The 16,548-nt window shown below is 63.5% G+C and carries 13 protein-coding genes and 2 pseudogenes; 5 read left to right on the top strand and 10 right to left on the bottom strand.

Annotation, left to right across the window (positions count from 1 at the left end):
• The first annotated feature begins 99 nt into the window (after window positions 1–99).
• Window positions 100–1,341: a helix-turn-helix domain-containing protein gene (locus SMD20_RS28270; RefSeq protein ID WP_329586848.1), complete on the top strand. Its 1,242-nt coding sequence runs from the start codon at window positions 100–102 to the stop codon at window positions 1,339–1,341.
• Between the two features lie 7 nt (window positions 1,342–1,348).
• The gene (locus SMD20_RS28265) at window positions 1,349–1,825 is read left to right on the top strand and encodes a hypothetical protein (RefSeq protein WP_329586845.1); all 477 of its coding nucleotides are present in this window, start codon (window positions 1,349–1,351) and stop codon (window positions 1,823–1,825) included.
• A gap of 98 nt (window positions 1,826–1,923) precedes the next feature.
• Here the strand turns inward: SMD20_RS28265 and SMD20_RS28260 are convergent, their stop codons facing one another.
• From SMD20_RS28260 to SMD20_RS28240, 5 genes are all read right to left on the bottom strand, one after another.
• The gene (locus tag SMD20_RS28260; protein WP_329586842.1) at window positions 1,924–2,379 is read right to left on the bottom strand and encodes a replication initiator; all 456 of its coding nucleotides are present in this window, start codon (window positions 2,377–2,379) and stop codon (window positions 1,924–1,926) included.
• Entirely contained in the window at window positions 2,334–3,167 is an 834-nt protein-coding gene (locus SMD20_RS28255) for a replication initiator (protein WP_329586839.1), read from the bottom strand. Before SMD20_RS28255 ends, SMD20_RS28260 begins: the two co-directional genes overlap by 46 nt.
• A gap of 666 nt (window positions 3,168–3,833) precedes the next feature.
• The gene (locus SMD20_RS28250; protein WP_329586836.1) at window positions 3,834–4,151 is read right to left on the bottom strand and encodes a hypothetical protein; all 318 of its coding nucleotides are present in this window, start codon (window positions 4,149–4,151) and stop codon (window positions 3,834–3,836) included.
• The gene (locus SMD20_RS28245) at window positions 4,090–5,340 is read right to left on the bottom strand and encodes a recombinase family protein (protein WP_329586833.1); all 1,251 of its coding nucleotides are present in this window, start codon (window positions 5,338–5,340) and stop codon (window positions 4,090–4,092) included. Before SMD20_RS28245 ends, SMD20_RS28250 begins: the two co-directional genes overlap by 62 nt.
• A gap of 284 nt (window positions 5,341–5,624) precedes the next feature.
• Window positions 5,625–6,149 carry an NUDIX hydrolase gene (locus tag SMD20_RS28240; RefSeq protein WP_329592691.1) on the bottom strand — a complete coding sequence of 175 codons (525 nt, stop codon included), beginning with the start codon at window positions 6,147–6,149 and terminating at the stop codon, window positions 5,625–5,627.
• An 887-nt stretch (window positions 6,150–7,036) separates the two neighbouring features.
• Between SMD20_RS28240 and SMD20_RS28235 the strand changes: the two genes are divergently transcribed.
• A complete protein-coding gene (locus SMD20_RS28235) occupies window positions 7,037–8,140 on the top strand; it encodes a hypothetical protein (protein WP_329586830.1) in 1,104 nt (367 codons plus the stop codon).
• 179 nt (window positions 8,141–8,319) lie between these two features.
• A pseudogene (locus SMD20_RS28230) lies at window positions 8,320–8,802 on the top strand (transposase family protein); the annotation flags it as partial.
• A gap of 26 nt (window positions 8,803–8,828) precedes the next feature.
• On the opposite strand, the gene SMD20_RS28225 reads toward SMD20_RS28230, so the two are convergent.
• From SMD20_RS28225 to SMD20_RS28210, 4 genes are all read right to left on the bottom strand, one after another.
• Window positions 8,829–9,191 carry a hypothetical protein gene (locus SMD20_RS28225; RefSeq protein ID WP_329586828.1) on the bottom strand — a complete coding sequence of 121 codons (363 nt, stop codon included), beginning with the start codon at window positions 9,189–9,191 and terminating at the stop codon, window positions 8,829–8,831.
• Window positions 9,192–9,389: 198 nt separating this feature from the next.
• On the bottom strand, window positions 9,390–10,118 hold the full coding sequence (locus SMD20_RS28220; protein WP_329586825.1) for a hypothetical protein: 729 nt from the start codon (window positions 10,116–10,118) through the stop codon (window positions 9,390–9,392).
• A 671-nt stretch (window positions 10,119–10,789) separates the two neighbouring features.
• Window positions 10,790–12,223 carry a recombinase family protein gene (locus tag SMD20_RS28215; protein ID WP_329586821.1) on the bottom strand — a complete coding sequence of 478 codons (1,434 nt, stop codon included), beginning with the start codon at window positions 12,221–12,223 and terminating at the stop codon, window positions 10,790–10,792.
• 1,601 nt (window positions 12,224–13,824) lie between these two features.
• Window positions 13,825–14,721: a hypothetical protein gene (locus tag SMD20_RS28210; RefSeq protein ID WP_329586818.1), complete on the bottom strand. Its 897-nt coding sequence runs from the start codon at window positions 14,719–14,721 to the stop codon at window positions 13,825–13,827.
• Window positions 14,722–14,979: 258 nt separating this feature from the next.
• Between SMD20_RS28210 and SMD20_RS28205 the strand changes: the two are divergent.
• Window positions 14,980–15,084: pseudogene (locus tag SMD20_RS28205) on the top strand (peptide-methionine (S)-S-oxide reductase MsrA); the annotation flags it as partial.
• Between the two features lie 20 nt (window positions 15,085–15,104).
• Here the strand turns inward: SMD20_RS28205 and pdxR are convergent.
• Window positions 15,105–16,541, bottom strand: coding sequence for a MocR-like pyridoxine biosynthesis transcription factor PdxR (gene pdxR / locus SMD20_RS28200; RefSeq protein ID WP_329586816.1), 1,437 nt, complete (start codon window positions 16,539–16,541; stop codon window positions 15,105–15,107).
• Window positions 16,542–16,548: the final 7 nt, after the last annotated feature.

The following is a 16,548-nucleotide window of genomic DNA, read 5'->3' as shown; positions in this document are numbered from 1 at the left end:
GTCATGAAACTGCAGGTGAACGACCTAGTTCTGCTGGTGGTACGGGTATTCCCGTCACGAATATCGGTACGGCCGAGGTCAGCGGCTTAACCTAGCGTTGTGACCCAGATACCGCCGCAGTTCTGGTCCGGGCCAGTTGTGGCCGCCGCTCTCGCCGAGTGCGATCTACCAACCATCCTCGAAGAGGTGCGGCGGGCGCACGGTTGGACGCAGGGCCAGCTCGCTGAGGCGATTGGCTACTCCCAGAGTTGGGTGTCCAAGGTGTTGCGCGGTCGTCAGCCGCTCACTGTGGACCAGGTTCGGGAGATATCTATCCAGATCGGGGTGCCGCTTCACTTGCTCCGATTCGGAGCCCGAGGGGATGACGATCCGACGAAGCGCAGAGATTTCGGCAAGGCCGTGGCGTTGACCGCGCTGGCGGGGGTGGCCCTGCCCAAGCGTCCCGATGTGGATGAGACGACGGCTGCCACGCTGACCAGCATCACCGGCGCCCAGCGTCGATTGGAGGCCGTCACGCCTGCGCGGGAACTCGCCAGGCCGGCTGTAGCGCAGGTCGATCTCGCGAGCCGCGTCCTCGGCCGCGCGTCGCGGTCTCCGCATGCTGACGAGATCCAAGCCGGTCTGAGCGAGGCGGCAGGCTTCGCGGCCTGGGTGCATGCCGATATGCAGGACACCGGTTCGGCGCGCCTGTACTACCGTCGCGCCGTCGACAGTGCACGACAGGCCAACCATGCGCTGCTGGCGGCGTACATGATCGGAAGTCTGGCCGCATTCGAGATCGACGCCGACGGTCCGCTAATCGGGCTGAAGCTCTTGGCGCGGGCGCGGCGGGAGATCGGTGAGCGGCCACCGGCCATCGCTTGTGCGTGGCTGTCGAGTCTCGAAGCGCTCGGCCATGCGACCGCGCGGGACGAGGCGGCAGCGCTTCAGGCGTTGAGTGCGGCTGAGGCGGCGGTACGAGCTGGTCAGCGGGCCATCGCGCCACCCTGGCCGTGGGTGTTCCCGTTCGATTACGCCAAGCTGGCGGGGTATCGCGCCCTGGTGATGGTACGGCTCAGGCGGCCGGTTGAAGCCGTTGCCGCGTTCAACGAGTCGCTTTCGTTGGCCCAGCCCAGTGCGAAGCAGCGGGGTGTGCTCATGACGGAGGTGGCGACGGCTGAGGCCATGTCGGGGCGTTATGACGAGGCGCTGTATCTGGCATCCAATGCGCTCACTGTGGCTACGACGTATGGCTCTGAGCGGGTCCTGCACCGGGTCAAGAACTTCCGTCGATCGTATGTCGGGCCGTCGTCCGCTGCTTTGCGTTCGTTCGATGAGCGTCTTCACGCCACTCTGATCTAGGGGGATCATGGTTCGCATCGCTGTGTCCGGTCATCGGGGCTTGCCGGAGGAGACCGCCGTACTGATTGACGGGGCGGTACGTGAGGCGCTTGCTGAGTACGGTCCTGGAGTCGCCGGGTTGTCCTGTCTGGCGGACGGGGCTGATCAGATCTTCGCTCGTGCGGTACTCGATCTCGGCGGCGTGCTGGAAGCCGTGATCCCGGCCAAGGAGTATCGGGACGGGTTGCCAGGCGAGTGCCATGCTGCGTACGACGAGTTGCTGGGCCGGGCGGTCCGGACTTACCGGCTGGACTGTGTGGAGTCCACCGCGGAATCGCACATGGCGGCCAGTGCGCGGATGCTAGACGATGCCGATGTGTTGTTCGCCGTCTGGGACGGGCAGCCTGCCCGAGGCTATGGCGGCACTGCTGACGTGGTGGCCGAGGCGCGACGGCGGGAGGTGCCCGTACGGGTGATCTGGCCCGATGGAGCCCGGCGAGATTAGAGCCTCTAGACGCTAAGTTCCTGGTCAGGCGGCTAATGGGGCTCTAGGTGTGCCTCTAGACCTAGAGGTGATCTCTCTAGACCTAGAGGCACAGGGCTCTATCGGTTCTCGCCTGCTTGTTGTCGTGCGATCTTGCGAGCGGTGGCGATCCGTAGCCGGGCTACCTCGGCCCAGAAAGCCTCTCCGTGGCAGGGGCCGCTTCCGGCATAGTGCCATTCGCCCACCGTCACGGTCTTCTCCGGATCGGGAGGCGGCGTGCCCGTGATCAGTCGGGCTTGCTCGGCACGGAAGTCGGCGCGGGCCTGTCGAATGTCCCCGAGTCTGATCGAGTAGTGACGGGACTTGGTGGAGAAGTGTCCCCGGTAGCCGAGCATGTGCGCCCACTGTCGCAGGAGCAGGGTTCGGTAGGGCGGAAGCTCGGCGAGGCTGAAACAGGTGTAGATCATACGGCGAGCGTGCTCGGTGACCTCCAGACAGGCGATCTGTCCGGCATGCCGAATCGGACGGTCTACGGTCCCTGCGGACTCGGCTCCCTTGGTCGCGTACTTGGCCACGTACGCGGCGACATGTGGCCCGGAGGGCGGTCGGCGGGTCCGTCCGGTCCGTCGAGTCTGACGACGGCATGGAAGTGGACCAGACCGCGCGCTTGGTACTCGGCGACCTTGGCGTACGAGAGGCGGACCGTCCGGCGCAGCTCCCTTCGGGTGATGCCGAGCAGGCGGGCCAGGACGCTCGGCACGGTCTTGGTGAACTCCCGCCAGAGCATTCCTGCGTGGGCGTTCCACAGGACGGCCCCGATGTAGTCGTAGCAGTCCACGCACAAGGGCTGCCCGACCTGGACGTCATCGCGCTCGTGACGCGAACCGCAGCCCTTCAGCCGGCCATGCTCGCAGACGGGACGGTCCCGGCGCGGACGGCATGGGAGCGTCCGGCCGGACTGCTCGCGATGGGCGTGGACGGCACCGAAGGAGGGGGCGGTGAAGGTGACGAACGCGCGGGGATGCTGGCTGACCTCCTCCGGAACGCCCTTGCCGCCGCGTAGGCCGGTGATGATCAGGTGGTACGTGTCGTCCTTGTAAACCGCCGAGCAGGCCGGGCATCTGGACGCGCGCCGGTTGCCGCAGGCTGTGAGCAGGAAGCCGGTCGGCTCGTCAGTGGTTCGGTACACGTCGAGGACTTCGCCCGTCCGGCTGTCCAGCGTGTATCTCTCGCCGTGCAGCCGGACCGGTTGGGCGCAGCCGCCCGTGGCATAGACCATCTGCTGCCAGCGGGCGAAGTCGGGCATGGCCGCTCGCTGCATCACGGCCAGCATCTCGGGTGACGGGTGAGGAACCTCGCTCATACGGCGTCCTTCCCGGAGGAGCCGTCGGACGGGGTTTGGCGGGCGACGCATACGCCGAGCACGGTGGCGATGCGCTGCCACTTCTCCTCTGACCAGCGAGGGTATCGTGCGGCTTGCTGCTTGCCCCACTCCTGGGCAGACAGCTCGTTCGGTTGGTTCAGGTGGCCTCCTCGGCTAGTGGGCGGGAGCCACCGCCGTGCCTGACGAGCACGACCAGATGCCAGCGCCAAGGCAGCCCGAAGACAGCCCTTGGCGGTGGTACCAGCAGCGAGAGAACAGGAATGGAGTGCGGCGAGAAGGTGAATGGCGCGCTCTGTGTGGACACCTGCCGTCGGGCCGGGAAATCCGACGGGTCATCAGTGGTCGTGGATGTGCTTGCCCGGAATCGTCTATGCGCCTTGAGGTGATTCGCCGAGATGTTCGCTGTGGTCGTGCTGTAGAGGGACGGTGGCTCTTGGTGTGAGTACGTTGTACCACTCGGAGAACGTGTTTACGCAGGTCGGAGTTCCGGCGGCGACGCGAGCGCAGACGTCCGGTACGTACCGTGGACGTCCGGCTGGGTCCGTAGAAGTCCGGTTGTCACCGGTGTTTCCGAAGGCAAAGTAAGAAGGCTGTCGCCCGTAGGTAAGGGAGACAGCCTTCTCAGACGTCCTGGACGTCTTGGGCTCAGCCTTCTCGCCAGATCGGCTCCAGCAGGTCGGGGTTGAACTTCCTGCGTCCCTTGCCGGAGGGGTAGATGATCACGGCCAGGAGGGCTTCACGGATGTAGGACCGTTTGATGGTGAGGGGCAGACCGTCTTCCTCCTCCGGCAGGTACCAGCGTCGGCGGATCTCGGTGATGTCGGTGTTGGAACGGGCTTGGCGGCGCTGCGTGGCAGCGGTGAAGCCTTGCGCCTCGGTGCGAAGTCGGGCGATCCGCTTCTCAAGCTCCGGAGCCGTCGAGAAGAACAGCTCGTTCGTGATGTTGCCCGCCGTCCACTGCACGCGCAGCTCCTCCAGGTGGGTCTTCGCGCTCTCGTACTCTGCCTGACCCGGCCACTCGGCGGGAGTAGTGGACGCGGCGAGTTTGACCTGCTCCAGCTTGGCAAGTACCGCTTCCGAGATAAAGAGACCGACATGTCGCCGCGCCGTCCAACTCCGCCGCAGCCGCCGACGGTCTTGCCTGGACAGAGGTAGATGTGCTGGAACAGTCCTTGCTATGGGTGACGCGCAGAGAGGTGTTGCAAAGGGAACCGTCCGGCTTGGCGCGACCGCAACGGAGGAAGCCGGTGAGCAGGTAGTTCGGCTCGCGGAAGTCCGGTGTGAGGATGTGGCCGATACGCCCGTCACGGTGGATGTAGTGGCCTCTGCGGGCATCGAAGATGTTCTTGACGGCCATCCACTGCTCTGGCGTCACGATCGGCTCCCACTGGCCGACCACGGGGTTGCCCGCGGGGTCGCGGACGAGTTCGCCGTTGATCTCCTGCCAGCCGCAGATGCGGGGGTTCTGCACGTTGAGCTTGAGCGAGGGGGTTGTCCACTCGTTGCCCAGCGAGGTCTTCGCGCCCTCCCGACGCCACTGGTTCGTAATGGAGTGGAACGAGCGCCCTGCGATGAGGTCCAGCACCGCTTGCCGTACGAGAGGTGCCTCCTCGGGGTCAAGGGTGAGACGGTCAGGCTTCCAGCCGAAGGGACGCGTACCGCCGACCGGGAGACCTTGCTCGGCGCGCGTGCGGTGCGAGCGGCGCATGCGGCGCTGCATCTTGCGGACCTCCATCTTGGAGATCACCGCACCGAAGAGGCCCATGCTCTCGGTGTCCTCGCTGTACAGGTCTTTCGTGCCGCGAGCGTCGGCGAACACGCGGCCGTCCTGGTAGGTGATCGCCTCTACGAAGCGTTCGTAGTCGCCGGGACGCCGGGCGAGACGGTCTTCGGCGACGATCACGACGCCTTGTACCGCCGTACCGTCGGGGAGTTCGCCGGCCCGAAGAACCCGCAGCATGGCCTCGAAGTCGTCACGTACGACATCGGCCTTGGCGGCTGACTTGTCGTTGTCCGTGTACTCGTGGACGACCGTCCACCCGTGCCGTTCCGCCGTCTCCCGGTTGAGGCGGTGCTGATCCTGCACCCCGTGCTCATCCCGCCTGATGTCAGCGGAAATGCGAGCGTAAGAGACGACTGGGACATTGGTCATGTAACTCTCCTCGCATTAATTGTTGCGGAGAGTTAAGCTCTACCACCAGCAATACCTCTTTAAGGTGCCAAACGGGCATTGCGGCATCGGCGGTACCAACGTCAAGCTAGGTGACCCATCCGAGTGGGCCGCCTGCCAGACGGGTCTGGTCCCGACCGAAGAGTAGTTTCCGCAGGTCCCGCTGTACGGCTCGCGCTCGACTCACGGGCGTGAGCCGTCCTGCTGTCTGGCCATGATCGGCTGATCGCCTGCCGTGTCTGCTCTGTTCGGACTTCGGCCGGCCCCTATATCTCGGTGAGGGCGTAGAGCAGCGCGGCCATGCTGGTGCCGCTCACGAGTTCGCCTTTGCCGACCAGTCGGGGGACGTCGCTCAGCGGCGCCCACTCGACGCGTTCGGCCTCCCAGCCCTCGGTAGGCGGGCCGATGTAGGTGGCGTTGTCGGCGTGGAAGATGTGGTGAACGGAGTCGGAGATGCCGTTGGTCGGCTGGACTTTCACCAATGGGCGTAGCAGGCCGGGGCGCCAGCCGGTCTCTTCTTCGACTTCGCGTGCTGCGGCGCCTGCCGGTTCCTCTCCGTCTTCGATCTTCCCGATGGGGATCTCCCATCCCCAGGAGTCGGTGATGAAGCGGTGCCGCCAAATCAGTAGCACCCGGCGCCGTTCGTCGGTGACCACGGCTCCGGCTCCGGGCGCGGTGCGGATCAACCGGTGGTCCAGATGCCTGCCGTCGGGCAGCTCGACATCCGCGACCCGGATGTCGAGCCACGGGTCGGTGTAGAGCGGCTCTTCGGAGTTGATCTGCCAGCGCATGCGGCGTACTCCCAGCGTGGTTGTCCGATCTGAGTCCCACGCTACAAGGGCACCGCGTGCCTGTTGGCGTACCCGTGCCAGAAACCCGCGGGCCACATGGGCGTCGAAAGGGCGCAGCGCGTCGGCCACTGTGGCGACCCTTTCGGCGATGCGCTGGGACTCCATGCCGTGTGCGCGCTCCAACACGGTTTGGGCGGTGGCGACGGCCTGGTCCAGTTCGCGACGCTCGGCCAAGATCAGGGCGAGGGTGGCGAGCCTGTGTGTCTGGCCGCGTAGGTGGCAGGTGTCAGCGTGCCTGAGCGCTTCCTCTGCGTAGGTCTGAGCTGGTATGAGATCACCGAGTCGCCGCAGCGCTTCGGCGTGCTGGCATTCCAGTAGACCCGGCTGAACGTAGCTGGTCTCTGGCGGTTCCTCCGATTGCCGGATCTGAGCCACCCGCAGATCACGGACGATGACCGCGTTGTCCTGTCCGGCCACGAATCGCCCGGCCGCCTCAAGGCGCAACCGTTCACGAAAGGCCCGACGCTCGGCGGTCAGCCAGCCACCCTGCGCGTATCGCATGACGACGGCGTACCTCAGGGATCACTACCCGTCAGCTATCTGCGACGCCACACTTTTAAGGTCAGTAGAAACGCGTGGCCCTACTGTTATGTCCATTGGTCAAGCAGGTCAACAGTGCGCGAACGTGGTCATCGCCCGACTATCCACGGACGCCCGCACAGTTCTACGGCATTCCGTTTTCGTGTCACTCAGTTCGTCATTCGATAGCAGCCGTGAAGCGACAGGAACACAGGCTAGAACGACGTGCAACAGGACACGCCTACAGCGTCTAACCGTGGATCGCCTTCGAGCACGCGCATGATACTTACCCATGATAAAATTCACCTATGCCCATAGATGAAGACAATGCGCTTAGCGGACAATATCACGACTGGGATATTGATAGTTGGCCAATAGCGCAGCAGGATCCCACGAAGGACGATCAACAGTTTCCTTGGGTAGCTGCGGACGAGTCGGGCACTACCGGCGAGAACTTGACGGATCGGCAGTCAGTGATTGCTCATGCAGCACTGAAGATCGACGATGATATGGCCGCCCCATTAGTAGAGGATCTACGAAGGCGTCTGCGTATCACGCAGGCACGCGAATTGAAGTTTTCCCACTTCAGCAAAGAGCGTGCCGCGCGAGAGTTAGTAGAACTCTTCGAGTCGGGTGGACCATTGGCCGATCGTACCAATATTGTAGTTGCAGAGAAGCGCTTCGTGGCAGTATCAAAAATGATCGATCTGCTTATTGAAGAATGGGCCTATGATCATGATATTGACCTATATCGGAATGGCTCCGCCCGGCGCATGGCACGTACATTTTTCCGGGACGGGCCGCGAGCTCTAAAAGATGCCTGGGAACCACTAATTGTCGCCTTTGTAGGTCTTGCGCGTGCAGTGCAACGACAAGGCGTCAAGGAGGATGTTCAGTCATTTTATCGGCGCCTAGATCAAGCCCGATGGATTTGCCATCGCCGGTCGGTTGAAGAAATCTTGATCCTGCTACTTGAGACACGCCCTTATGCTGAGCGACTGGTATACGATACAACGCATAGAACCTCCTCCGTACCGCATCTGGATCCGCTTGCTGCTCTGATTCCCGACAACATTCGGTACTGGTATCAAACCAGCGGAGACTTCAGGCTGCTACATGATGAGCACTCGCTACTCACGCCCGACTTCGTTATGCTAATGCTACGGGCTCTCTGGGTGACACATCCGAGTCTCGTCGGGATTGCCCCTAAGGCCCGTGTTGCATATTTCGCAACTGGAAAATCCAGCGAACATCCTTCCATCCAACTAGCTGATCTAGCCGCTGGAGCTGGGCGAGTCGTGGTGGCGGCACATCTGGGCCAGATCACACCAACAGCTAGCATTCTCAAATCTGCTTTCGCACCATTAATCACCTGGGGCTTACTACCTGATAGCAGCTTTTGGGAGAGCTAGCAGAATGCCGATGGCAAGGTCTCTGCAACAGCCCTCTCACATCGCGGTGGGGATGTTGACCGCTCAATTGGGCCGTCCAGCCGAGGCACTGCCGGCGACTTCGGGAAGCCGTCACCATCCGCGGGGAGCTGGCCGAAGCAAACCCCGACTGCTACCGCCCCGACCTCGCCACTTCGCTCATCTTGGACGGCACCCTCATCCCCGTTGACCGTCTGGCCGACGAGCGGCTGTACTACAGCGGCAAGCACAAGCAGCATGGGGTGAACACGTGCAACTGTTGGCCGATCCGGTGGACCGGCTGGTGTGGGCCTCGACGGCGCTACCGGGAGCGGTGCACGACGTGGCCGCGGCTCGGACGGTCGGTCTGATCAACGCGTTGACCGACGTCGGCATCAAGACCTTCGCAGACAAGGGTCATCAAGGTGCGGGCGGCACGATCCGGACACCGTTCAAGCGGCATCGCCATCGGCCTTGGCTGTCTCGCAGCCAGCGAGAGGTCAACCGCGCCCACGCCAGCATCCGCGCTATCGGCGAACGCGCCGTCGCGACCTTGAAGAGCTGGAAGTGGTGACCAAGCTGCGCTGCTGCCGCATCGAGCGACCGCACTCGTGCAAGCCATCCTCGTCCTGCAGCTCATCGAAGAGGGCCGGTACCCAGGATGAAAAGGGCTCACTTGATAAGCGCCCTGCTAAAGCCAGGATGGATCCAGTGCAGGTGGCAAATATTTGCCTTGTACTCCCAGTTCGCGCCGTGCCGATTCGTGAAATTCGCCTATGGTATTCGCAAAATCCTCAACGCTCTTCCACCATTCTTCCTCGCCGTCCGCAGGTGCATTAAGAGCTTGCTGCTCCATTCGCCACACTGCGCGATTCAAACGGCGAGCGGCTTCGATGGTGTGGTCCTGGCCAAGTAGAGCGATCGCCTCCGAGGAACGAGAGCGCCGAGTCTCCGCTTCTGCCCAGAGCATCAAACCCTCGCCTTGATCTATTTCGGGAAGCCAGCCCTCACCCCAGCCTCGATTTACGGCAAGACGTCTCGCTATTGTGCTCATATGCTTAACGTCGCTAAGGTATTCAGCATATGTTTCTATGCGACGCGCGTCCCAGCGCGTTATGAGCTCTCGGCGAAACCGTGTACGATCGTGCATTGCGGTAACTAGGTAAGAGGTAACCGCTCCAATGCCAACGCCGACTAATGGCAGAATTTGATCTATGACCGCCACGTAATCTCCTAACAATAAATTTGCAACTCATTTGATCGCGTTGATGAGTTCGCAGAGCGCGCGCCGGACTTCGAATTCGTTCATGGCAACATGCTGAGGCATCCGGTTGGGCATCTCGCCTAATGGCGCTAATACTCGTGTAGATTTTCGCAGGTGTCGATTTTCCAGCAATAGCGTGGCGGAAAACTCGGAGGGAGGGATGACTTGATGTAGCGACTCTGGTGTCATCGAGTACGCCTGCCCGGAGACAAGATAGATGCTTTTGGTGCAAGCAATTGTTGTGGTTCCATTGGGCGACATTTTCCATGTGCCGCTTCCTGGCTCGCTGGTTTCGATGAACTCTGAGAAGGAGGGACCGCTATCATGTGGAGCGTAAATCTTGGCTTGCATTGACCCAACTAGGACAACCGAGGAAAACGCATAGCGGTGATCATGTATATGTTCGACGTTCGTCACGTTTGCATGCCTCCAGAGGTGTAGCCTAACTTGTGCCTCCGGGTACCTTGAAGCAAGCACGATCTTGTCAAAACCTAAGGGGTGCCGAAAAGACGCCAGCGCAATCTCGGCGATTAGTTGATCGTCCAGATTGATCGAAGCAAGTAGGGCAGTTAATAGCCCTTCCTGTGCAATACGCGTGAGCTCTTTCCGTTGTTCGCTAGTCGGCGTGTTTGCCAGAACGAGCATCCCGGTAAGGGTTGAGGCTGGATCCGATGGCTGCCCATTAGGTGGGATAAAAAATTCCGGATAATGCCCCATACATGCCTCCGTCTGTTGGCAATTAGGTATTGCCGGGTAATGGCCCCTTCACCTCTTCACTAGAGTGCACGTCTTCGGTCGCAGCAGTCAACCGCTGAAACAGCCAGTCATGTTGCCTTCGTCAGTTGCGCTCTCGGCACTTTGCGCGGGCGGCGCGGGCCGCGACCGGCCAGAGAGCCGCAGCGCGGCCAGCGACCGCCTGACGCGCGGCAGGCCGCCGCAGGCGGGCTGCCCTTGATAGCGAGAAGAGAAGTTGCTTTCGATCTACGTCTCCTCAGACGCCGGAGTACTGCTGCTCTTGTCGTCTGTCACCAGCTCCGTGGGAGCGCTTGCTGCTTAGGGACGCTTCGGGACGTCCGCTCTGATCCGGGGCGTCTGGTGGGTGTCCTGCTGTGCGGTGCCTTGGAGGGCCTGCTTGTCGCACTCTTGTCTGGTCGGACGAAGGGAGGAGCGTGAGAGGAGGCGGCGTATGCGGCGAGAGGGGGACCCAGACGAGCGGTACCGCGTGGTGGGTTATGGCGGCGGACGGTCGCTCACTGGTCGGATGAGTGAATGACGAGATGCGGGCGCGGGTTGCGGCATCTCGGGCGACGCAGGGGCTTCCGCCGGTTGTTGAGGATCTGGCGGTGCTGGAGCGGGTGGCGTCGGTGTTCCGGCTCGTTGGGATCGCGTCAGAACGCCCGCGCCAAGCTGCTTAGGCGATCCACTCGAAAGTGAAGCGATCCGGATCCCACTTCTTGCGAAGGTTGGCCTGTGCGACGGTGATGGTGCGGATGACGGCAGAGACGATCGCACGTTGCTGAGAGACGTTCATGGTCTCCCAACTGGCTGGGCCGTGCCGATGAAGGGGATGAGCGGCGAGGTTCGGGACAGGCTGGTGAGCTGGGCACGGTTTCTCTCCAGCCGTAGATCGATGGGTGTACGTGCGGCCATCCATTCCTTGCGGCTGATCTCGCGGGCGGCCCAGGCTTCGGCGAGTTCTTCGAGGAGTTCTTCGTCGGCTCGTACGGCGTCGGCGAGGTTGTCGTCGTCTCCGGAGTCCTGGCGGATGCGTTCGGCGAGGGCGGGAGAGTCGAGGGCGGTGAGGAGCATGTCCCGTACGTGGTCGCGGTGCGGATGGCGTTGGTGGCGACGCCGCCGCACGAGCCGCTTCCGGGCACGTTCGGGCACACGTAGCGCGGGACGCATTGTCGTGGGCGGCCGTTCATGCGATGTCCGCACCTGCCGCAGCGCAGGATGCCAGACAGGAGATACGTACGTCCGGTAGCGGCCTGGCGGCGGTAGTTGCGGGCTGGGTCGCTGAGCAGTGCGCGCAGTCGGTCGGAGTCGGCTGGGCTGATGATCGCGGGCCAAACGGTGTCGGCGACGATCTCGCCCACCAGAGGGCGAGTGGTTCCGTAGCTGCTTCGTGGGGTGTGCTCTCGTCGTCCGCTGATCCGGGCTGCGGCCAGCAGCCGGCGCAACGTCGTCGGGATCCAATGGCGTCCGGTGGGGGTCTTCACATCACGCTGCTCGAAGTCCTTGCACACGCTGGCCAGTGATTCGCCGGCCAACACGCGCCGGGCGGCTTCCCGGATGATTTCGGCCTCTTCCTCGATGACCGGGATGCGGTTCTCGGCGTAGCCGTAGGGGCGCATCCCGCCCCCGGAGACCTTGCCTGCTTCGGCGTTCTGTCGTCGTTGGCGCTTCTGCCGTTCGGCCTTGTGCTCTGCTTCGTGACGGGCGGCGGCTCCGAGCATGGGTGCGATCAGTCGTCCGGTCGGTGTGGCGAGGTCAATCTCCCCGGTGGCGATGGCGAGCTCGATGCCACGTCGGTCGGCCAGATCTATGACGTCTTCCAGCTCGCGTGGAGAACGGGTAAGTCTGTCTACGTGCCAGCACACGATCGCGTCGATGGTTCCGGCCCCGATGTCGTCGAGAAGTCGTTGCCAGGCGGGACGCGGGCTTCCCGAGTACGCGCTGACGTCGTTGTCGCAGTACACGTCGGTCACGTGCCAGCCTCGGCGTTCGATCAGTGCTCGGCAGTCGGCTTCCTGGCGGGCGACGCCCAATCCAGCGCCCGCGCGGTCCTGGCTGATCCGGCAGTAGATCGCAGCTCGTCGCATGGGTCACATAGATACACGCTCGTAGGCACGGGTGTCGCCTGCCCGGTGGGCCTGACGTCCGGCGAGGCGTAGACCTGCGGAGATAGCTAGATCCTGGCCCATGGTCGCCCGGCACGCCCGGTGTCGATCACGGGCCAGAGCCGTCTTCGGCGACAACCTTCCTTACAGGTTCAAGGGCAGCCCGCCTACGGCGACCTGTCGTGCGTAGGGCGGTCGCTGGCCGCGCTGCGGCTCCAGCGCCGGTCGCGACCAGCACCGCCCACGCGCCCCTGTGGTCCCACTGATGGGTCCACCTGTACGTGGGACGGGTACTTGCATTGCTGCTCTATGGGCCGAGCCTATAGACGCTTCGGAGGTAAAGTTAGCTTACGTAGCCGTATGAGCGATTGGTGGAGAAGTGGGCGAAGAGCCTACAAAAAGGTCCTTAGCCTATATGTTCTATGAGGCTATTGATGTGACACTAAAGCGCCATCTTGAAGGAATTCGCAAGTCCCGTCGAGGGTTTACGTCCAAGGCGGCCATTGTGGTTGAGTATGTGGCCAATCCTCCTTATGGCGTGAGAGTGTCTGACGAGGATGTTTTGAACGCCCTGACATTGGTCGCTGGGATAAGGCAAACCCTGGATTTCGCTGAAGGCGATCTGCTGAGCAAGGCGCGGAAGCGCGGGATATCATTCGCGCGAATCGCTGAGGCTCTAGGCCTTAGAAGTCGGCAAGCGGCAGAACGGCGGTTCGTAAAGTTCCAGGTAGGATCCTCTTCGGGTGAGAAGGCCTACCTGGATCAGCGGCGACGAAGGCGGCTGGGCAGCTCGTTCGAGCCGGGTGACGTTCGGACGGAATGGATGTGGGCGGCAATATGGTCATCCACCAGTTCGGAGACCGAGGACGAACGAGAGAGGTCGTCCGTTATCGACGGGCCTCAGCGTCGACCGGAAACATCGCCCCCAAGGCCCCGAGGAGCGTGGCGATGGCGGCGAGTCTCTCGCCGTCTACAGGGATGACGGTGAACACCAGTATCACTATGACGACAGCAATTGCGGGGATCGGAGTGCCATGCCCCGAGGGGTTGAAGATGCATTCCTGGGCGAATCGATGGCCTGTCTGACGGTTGGGCATTGATACCCCTTCGAGGTTGGTTGTGCTGTTGCTAAAAGTATTAACCGTACTCGAGGAGCTAGATAAAGATCATCTTCACTTATCGGAAGCTAGAAGCTGGATGATGGCATGGGGTGAGCGCACTTAACCTGCATCGATCACTCTGGGTGATCGTCGGAAATGTCAATGGATCGTTGACGCCCGGGGTAGGCGCTTCGATGTTCTTCCTTGCTTGTTAGGCCTGGTCATGATGGATGTCCGAGCACGCAGTTTGGCTGCCGCGCCGCTTCCGGTGCTCGGGCCTGGCGGCCCTGCTCTCCGGGTCGGCTTGCCACTGGATATGCGGGTGCTGTCGTCTGCTGTACAGCACGGAAGTACAGCAACGCCGCCTCACGCAGGCTGGTCGTCCCGTACTGCGCCACACTGCCACCCGGCAGCGCCGTCTATGGATCAGGAGCTTCCGCTTGGCTCGTAATGAAGGGGTCTCCACCGTTCCCCGGTCTACGTCTATAGCGGGTGGGGCTCATCAAGCTCGGTTGCTGGTGGTCGATCCCGGAAAGTGGTCGCGATGACGAGCGCTGCTGCGGCCAGGAGGTGCCATCGGATCATCTTGGTGGCGTACGCGAGGTATTCGGCACCCGCGACGATGAGAACCGTCACGAACCCCTCGACCGCGGCGAGGAGGAGGAGCGCACCCATCCCCCATGCGACCCGGTGCCGCGTCCGGCCTGCCATGACGCCGCCGGCCACCGCGGCCAAGGCGATGAGCACGATCAGCACACCGTCCACGTCGGCCTTGCAGGACCACGCCCCGGGTCGTTTCCACAGCAGTTCCACCGACGGGGTGTAGGCGAACCAGCCGAAGGAGGTGGACTCACCGATCGGCAGAAAGAGCCGGCCGACTGTCCACGCAGCCGCCACGATGGCCGCCGCCCAGAGCGCAATTCCCTTCCGCGCCAGAGGCAGGGGCGAACGTGCCGCCACGAGCAGCGTGACGATGGCCACGGTGTAGCAGACGATCGACAGCCAGGGCTCATCGACGGGAAGGGCCCGGTCGGTGAGGGGGCGGGCATCGGACGGGAGGGAGATCACGAACAGCCTGAACGCGAGGACGGCGCAGACCGCCGCGCTTCCGAGGAGCGTGGTCCGGCGCGGGGCGCACACCAGGAGACCGGCCAGGACCACCGGCAGCAGGAGTTCGCCCCACGACAGCAGCTGCCACCACGGGCTCGTCGTCATGAGGACGGGTGCGACAGGGTCAGCTCCCCAGCAGATCCCGATGTTCAGCTCTGCCGCGCTGACCCTGGAGGTCTTCAGGATGACCGGCCCGGAGGCGGCCAGAACCGCCCCGATGCGGAGTGCCTTTGCAGGAAGGCGCGTCTCCGCATGAGGTGCCTGCGTCACGACAGCCTCTCCGTTCTTCCGCTTGCCGGTAGATCGACTCGCGCGACAGTAGCGGACGAAGGTCGTGATCCCGCAAGCGCGGTGACAGCAGCCCTGACAGCAACGTCCCTGCACACGGGCTCACTTCGGCTACCGTCCACCACACTCTGACCACGGTCTCCGCTACCCGAGCAGGGCGATTGGTCCGCCTGAAAGCGAAAGTTCGGGCTGCCGCAGCGTATCCACAGCCTCACATGGAGATCGTCGCGGCGAGATTAGGAGCCTCTAGACCAGCAGTACCTGCACAAAGTGCCCAATGGGTACTGCGGAATCGGCGGCACTGGGGTTTCCTGTCCGGTGGGCATTGCTCCCGCTGGTGAGTGAACAAGGCGTCTTCGCGGGGTCTATGCGCGATGCGTGATCCGCAGGACGTGGGCGAGGGCGTCGACTGCGGCCGGGTAGGTGCGCTCGCTCGGCGTTCCATAGCCCACGATGATGCCCTGCGGATGGTCTCCGGGGGCATGCCAGCGATCGCCCAAGTGCCCCACGCCCACTTCGTGGGCTGCTGCGGTGTGGAGTACCTGCTGCTCGGTCGGCCCTCCAGCCGGCAAGCTGATCAGGACGTGGAGGCCGGCGGCGATTCCGTGGACGGAGAAACCGGTCGGCAGGCGTCCCGGCTGAGCGTGGAGGCGGGCCAGCAGCAGGTCGCGCCGGCGTTGGTAGCGCAACCGGCCTGCGCGCACGTGCCGGTCATAAGCATGGCAGGCGATGAAGTCCGCCAGCGCCAGTTGGCCGATGGTCTCAGTGTGGCGATCACTGTGGCGCTTGGTTTCGATCAGCGGCTCCAAGAGGTGATGCGGTAGCACGATCCAGCCCAGGCGCAGGGCGGGACTGAGGGTCTTGGAGACGGTTCCGACGTAGGCGACATGGTCGGGCGCTGTGCCTTGGATCGCGCCGATGGGTTGGCGGTCGTAGCGGAACTCGCCGTCGTAATCATTCTCGATGATCAGGGCGCCGCTGGAGCGTGCCCAGCCGATGAGGGTCCGGCGGCGTTGTGGGTCGAGGGTGTGCCCCGTCGGATGCTGATGGGCCGGGGTCACCTCCACGGCGTCGACCGGCGGGAAACCGGGGGTGCCGAGCAGGTCGGTGCGGGCGCCCCGCTCATCCACGGCAAGCGGGACGATCGCCGAGCCGTTGCGACGGATCACCTCCCGGTGGAAGGGGACTCCCGGATCCTCCGTCGCGAGGGTAGCCGTGCCGGTCTCGCTGAGTACGCGGCTGAGCAGCGCCAGGGCCTGGACGTAGCCGTTCGTGATCATGATGAGGTCTGGGTGAGCGAGGACGCCACGGGTGCGTCCGAGGTATTCGGCCAGCGCGGTGCGTAGTTCGATCCGGCCGCGCGGGTCGTCATAGGTGTACACGTCGGCTGTGGCGGAGCCCAGTGCCCGGCGGGTGGACCGCAACCAGGCCGTCGTGGGGAAGGCAGAGACATCTGGGTGGCCTGGGCGGAGATCGTGCCGGAGGCCAGGCGATGCCAGGTCATGCCGACCGGCTGTGCTGTCCGTGTGGCGCTGTGGGAGCCTGGCCACCGCTGTGCCCGATCCCTGGCGGGCGGTCAGGTATCCCTCGGCGATGAGCTGGTCGTATGCGGCCCTGACGGTTCCGCGGGACAGCCCGAGTTCGGCGGCGAGATTGCGGCTGGCAGGCAGCCGGGCATGGGGTGCCAGCCGTCCAGTTTGGATCGCGGCCCGTAACGCCTGCTCGAGAGCGGCGCGGCGGCCAGTTGCCGGGTCGAGTTCCAGATGCAGATCGACGCCGGAAGTGGGCCAAGAATTCGACATGCTGGTG

Origin of the sequence: Nonomuraea sp. LP-02, assembly GCF_036289125.1 — a bacterium.
GTDB classification, from domain to species: Bacteria; Actinomycetota; Actinomycetes; order Streptosporangiales; family Streptosporangiaceae; genus Nonomuraea; species Nonomuraea bangladeshensis.
This window is presented reverse-complemented; position numbering and strand designations above follow the sequence as displayed.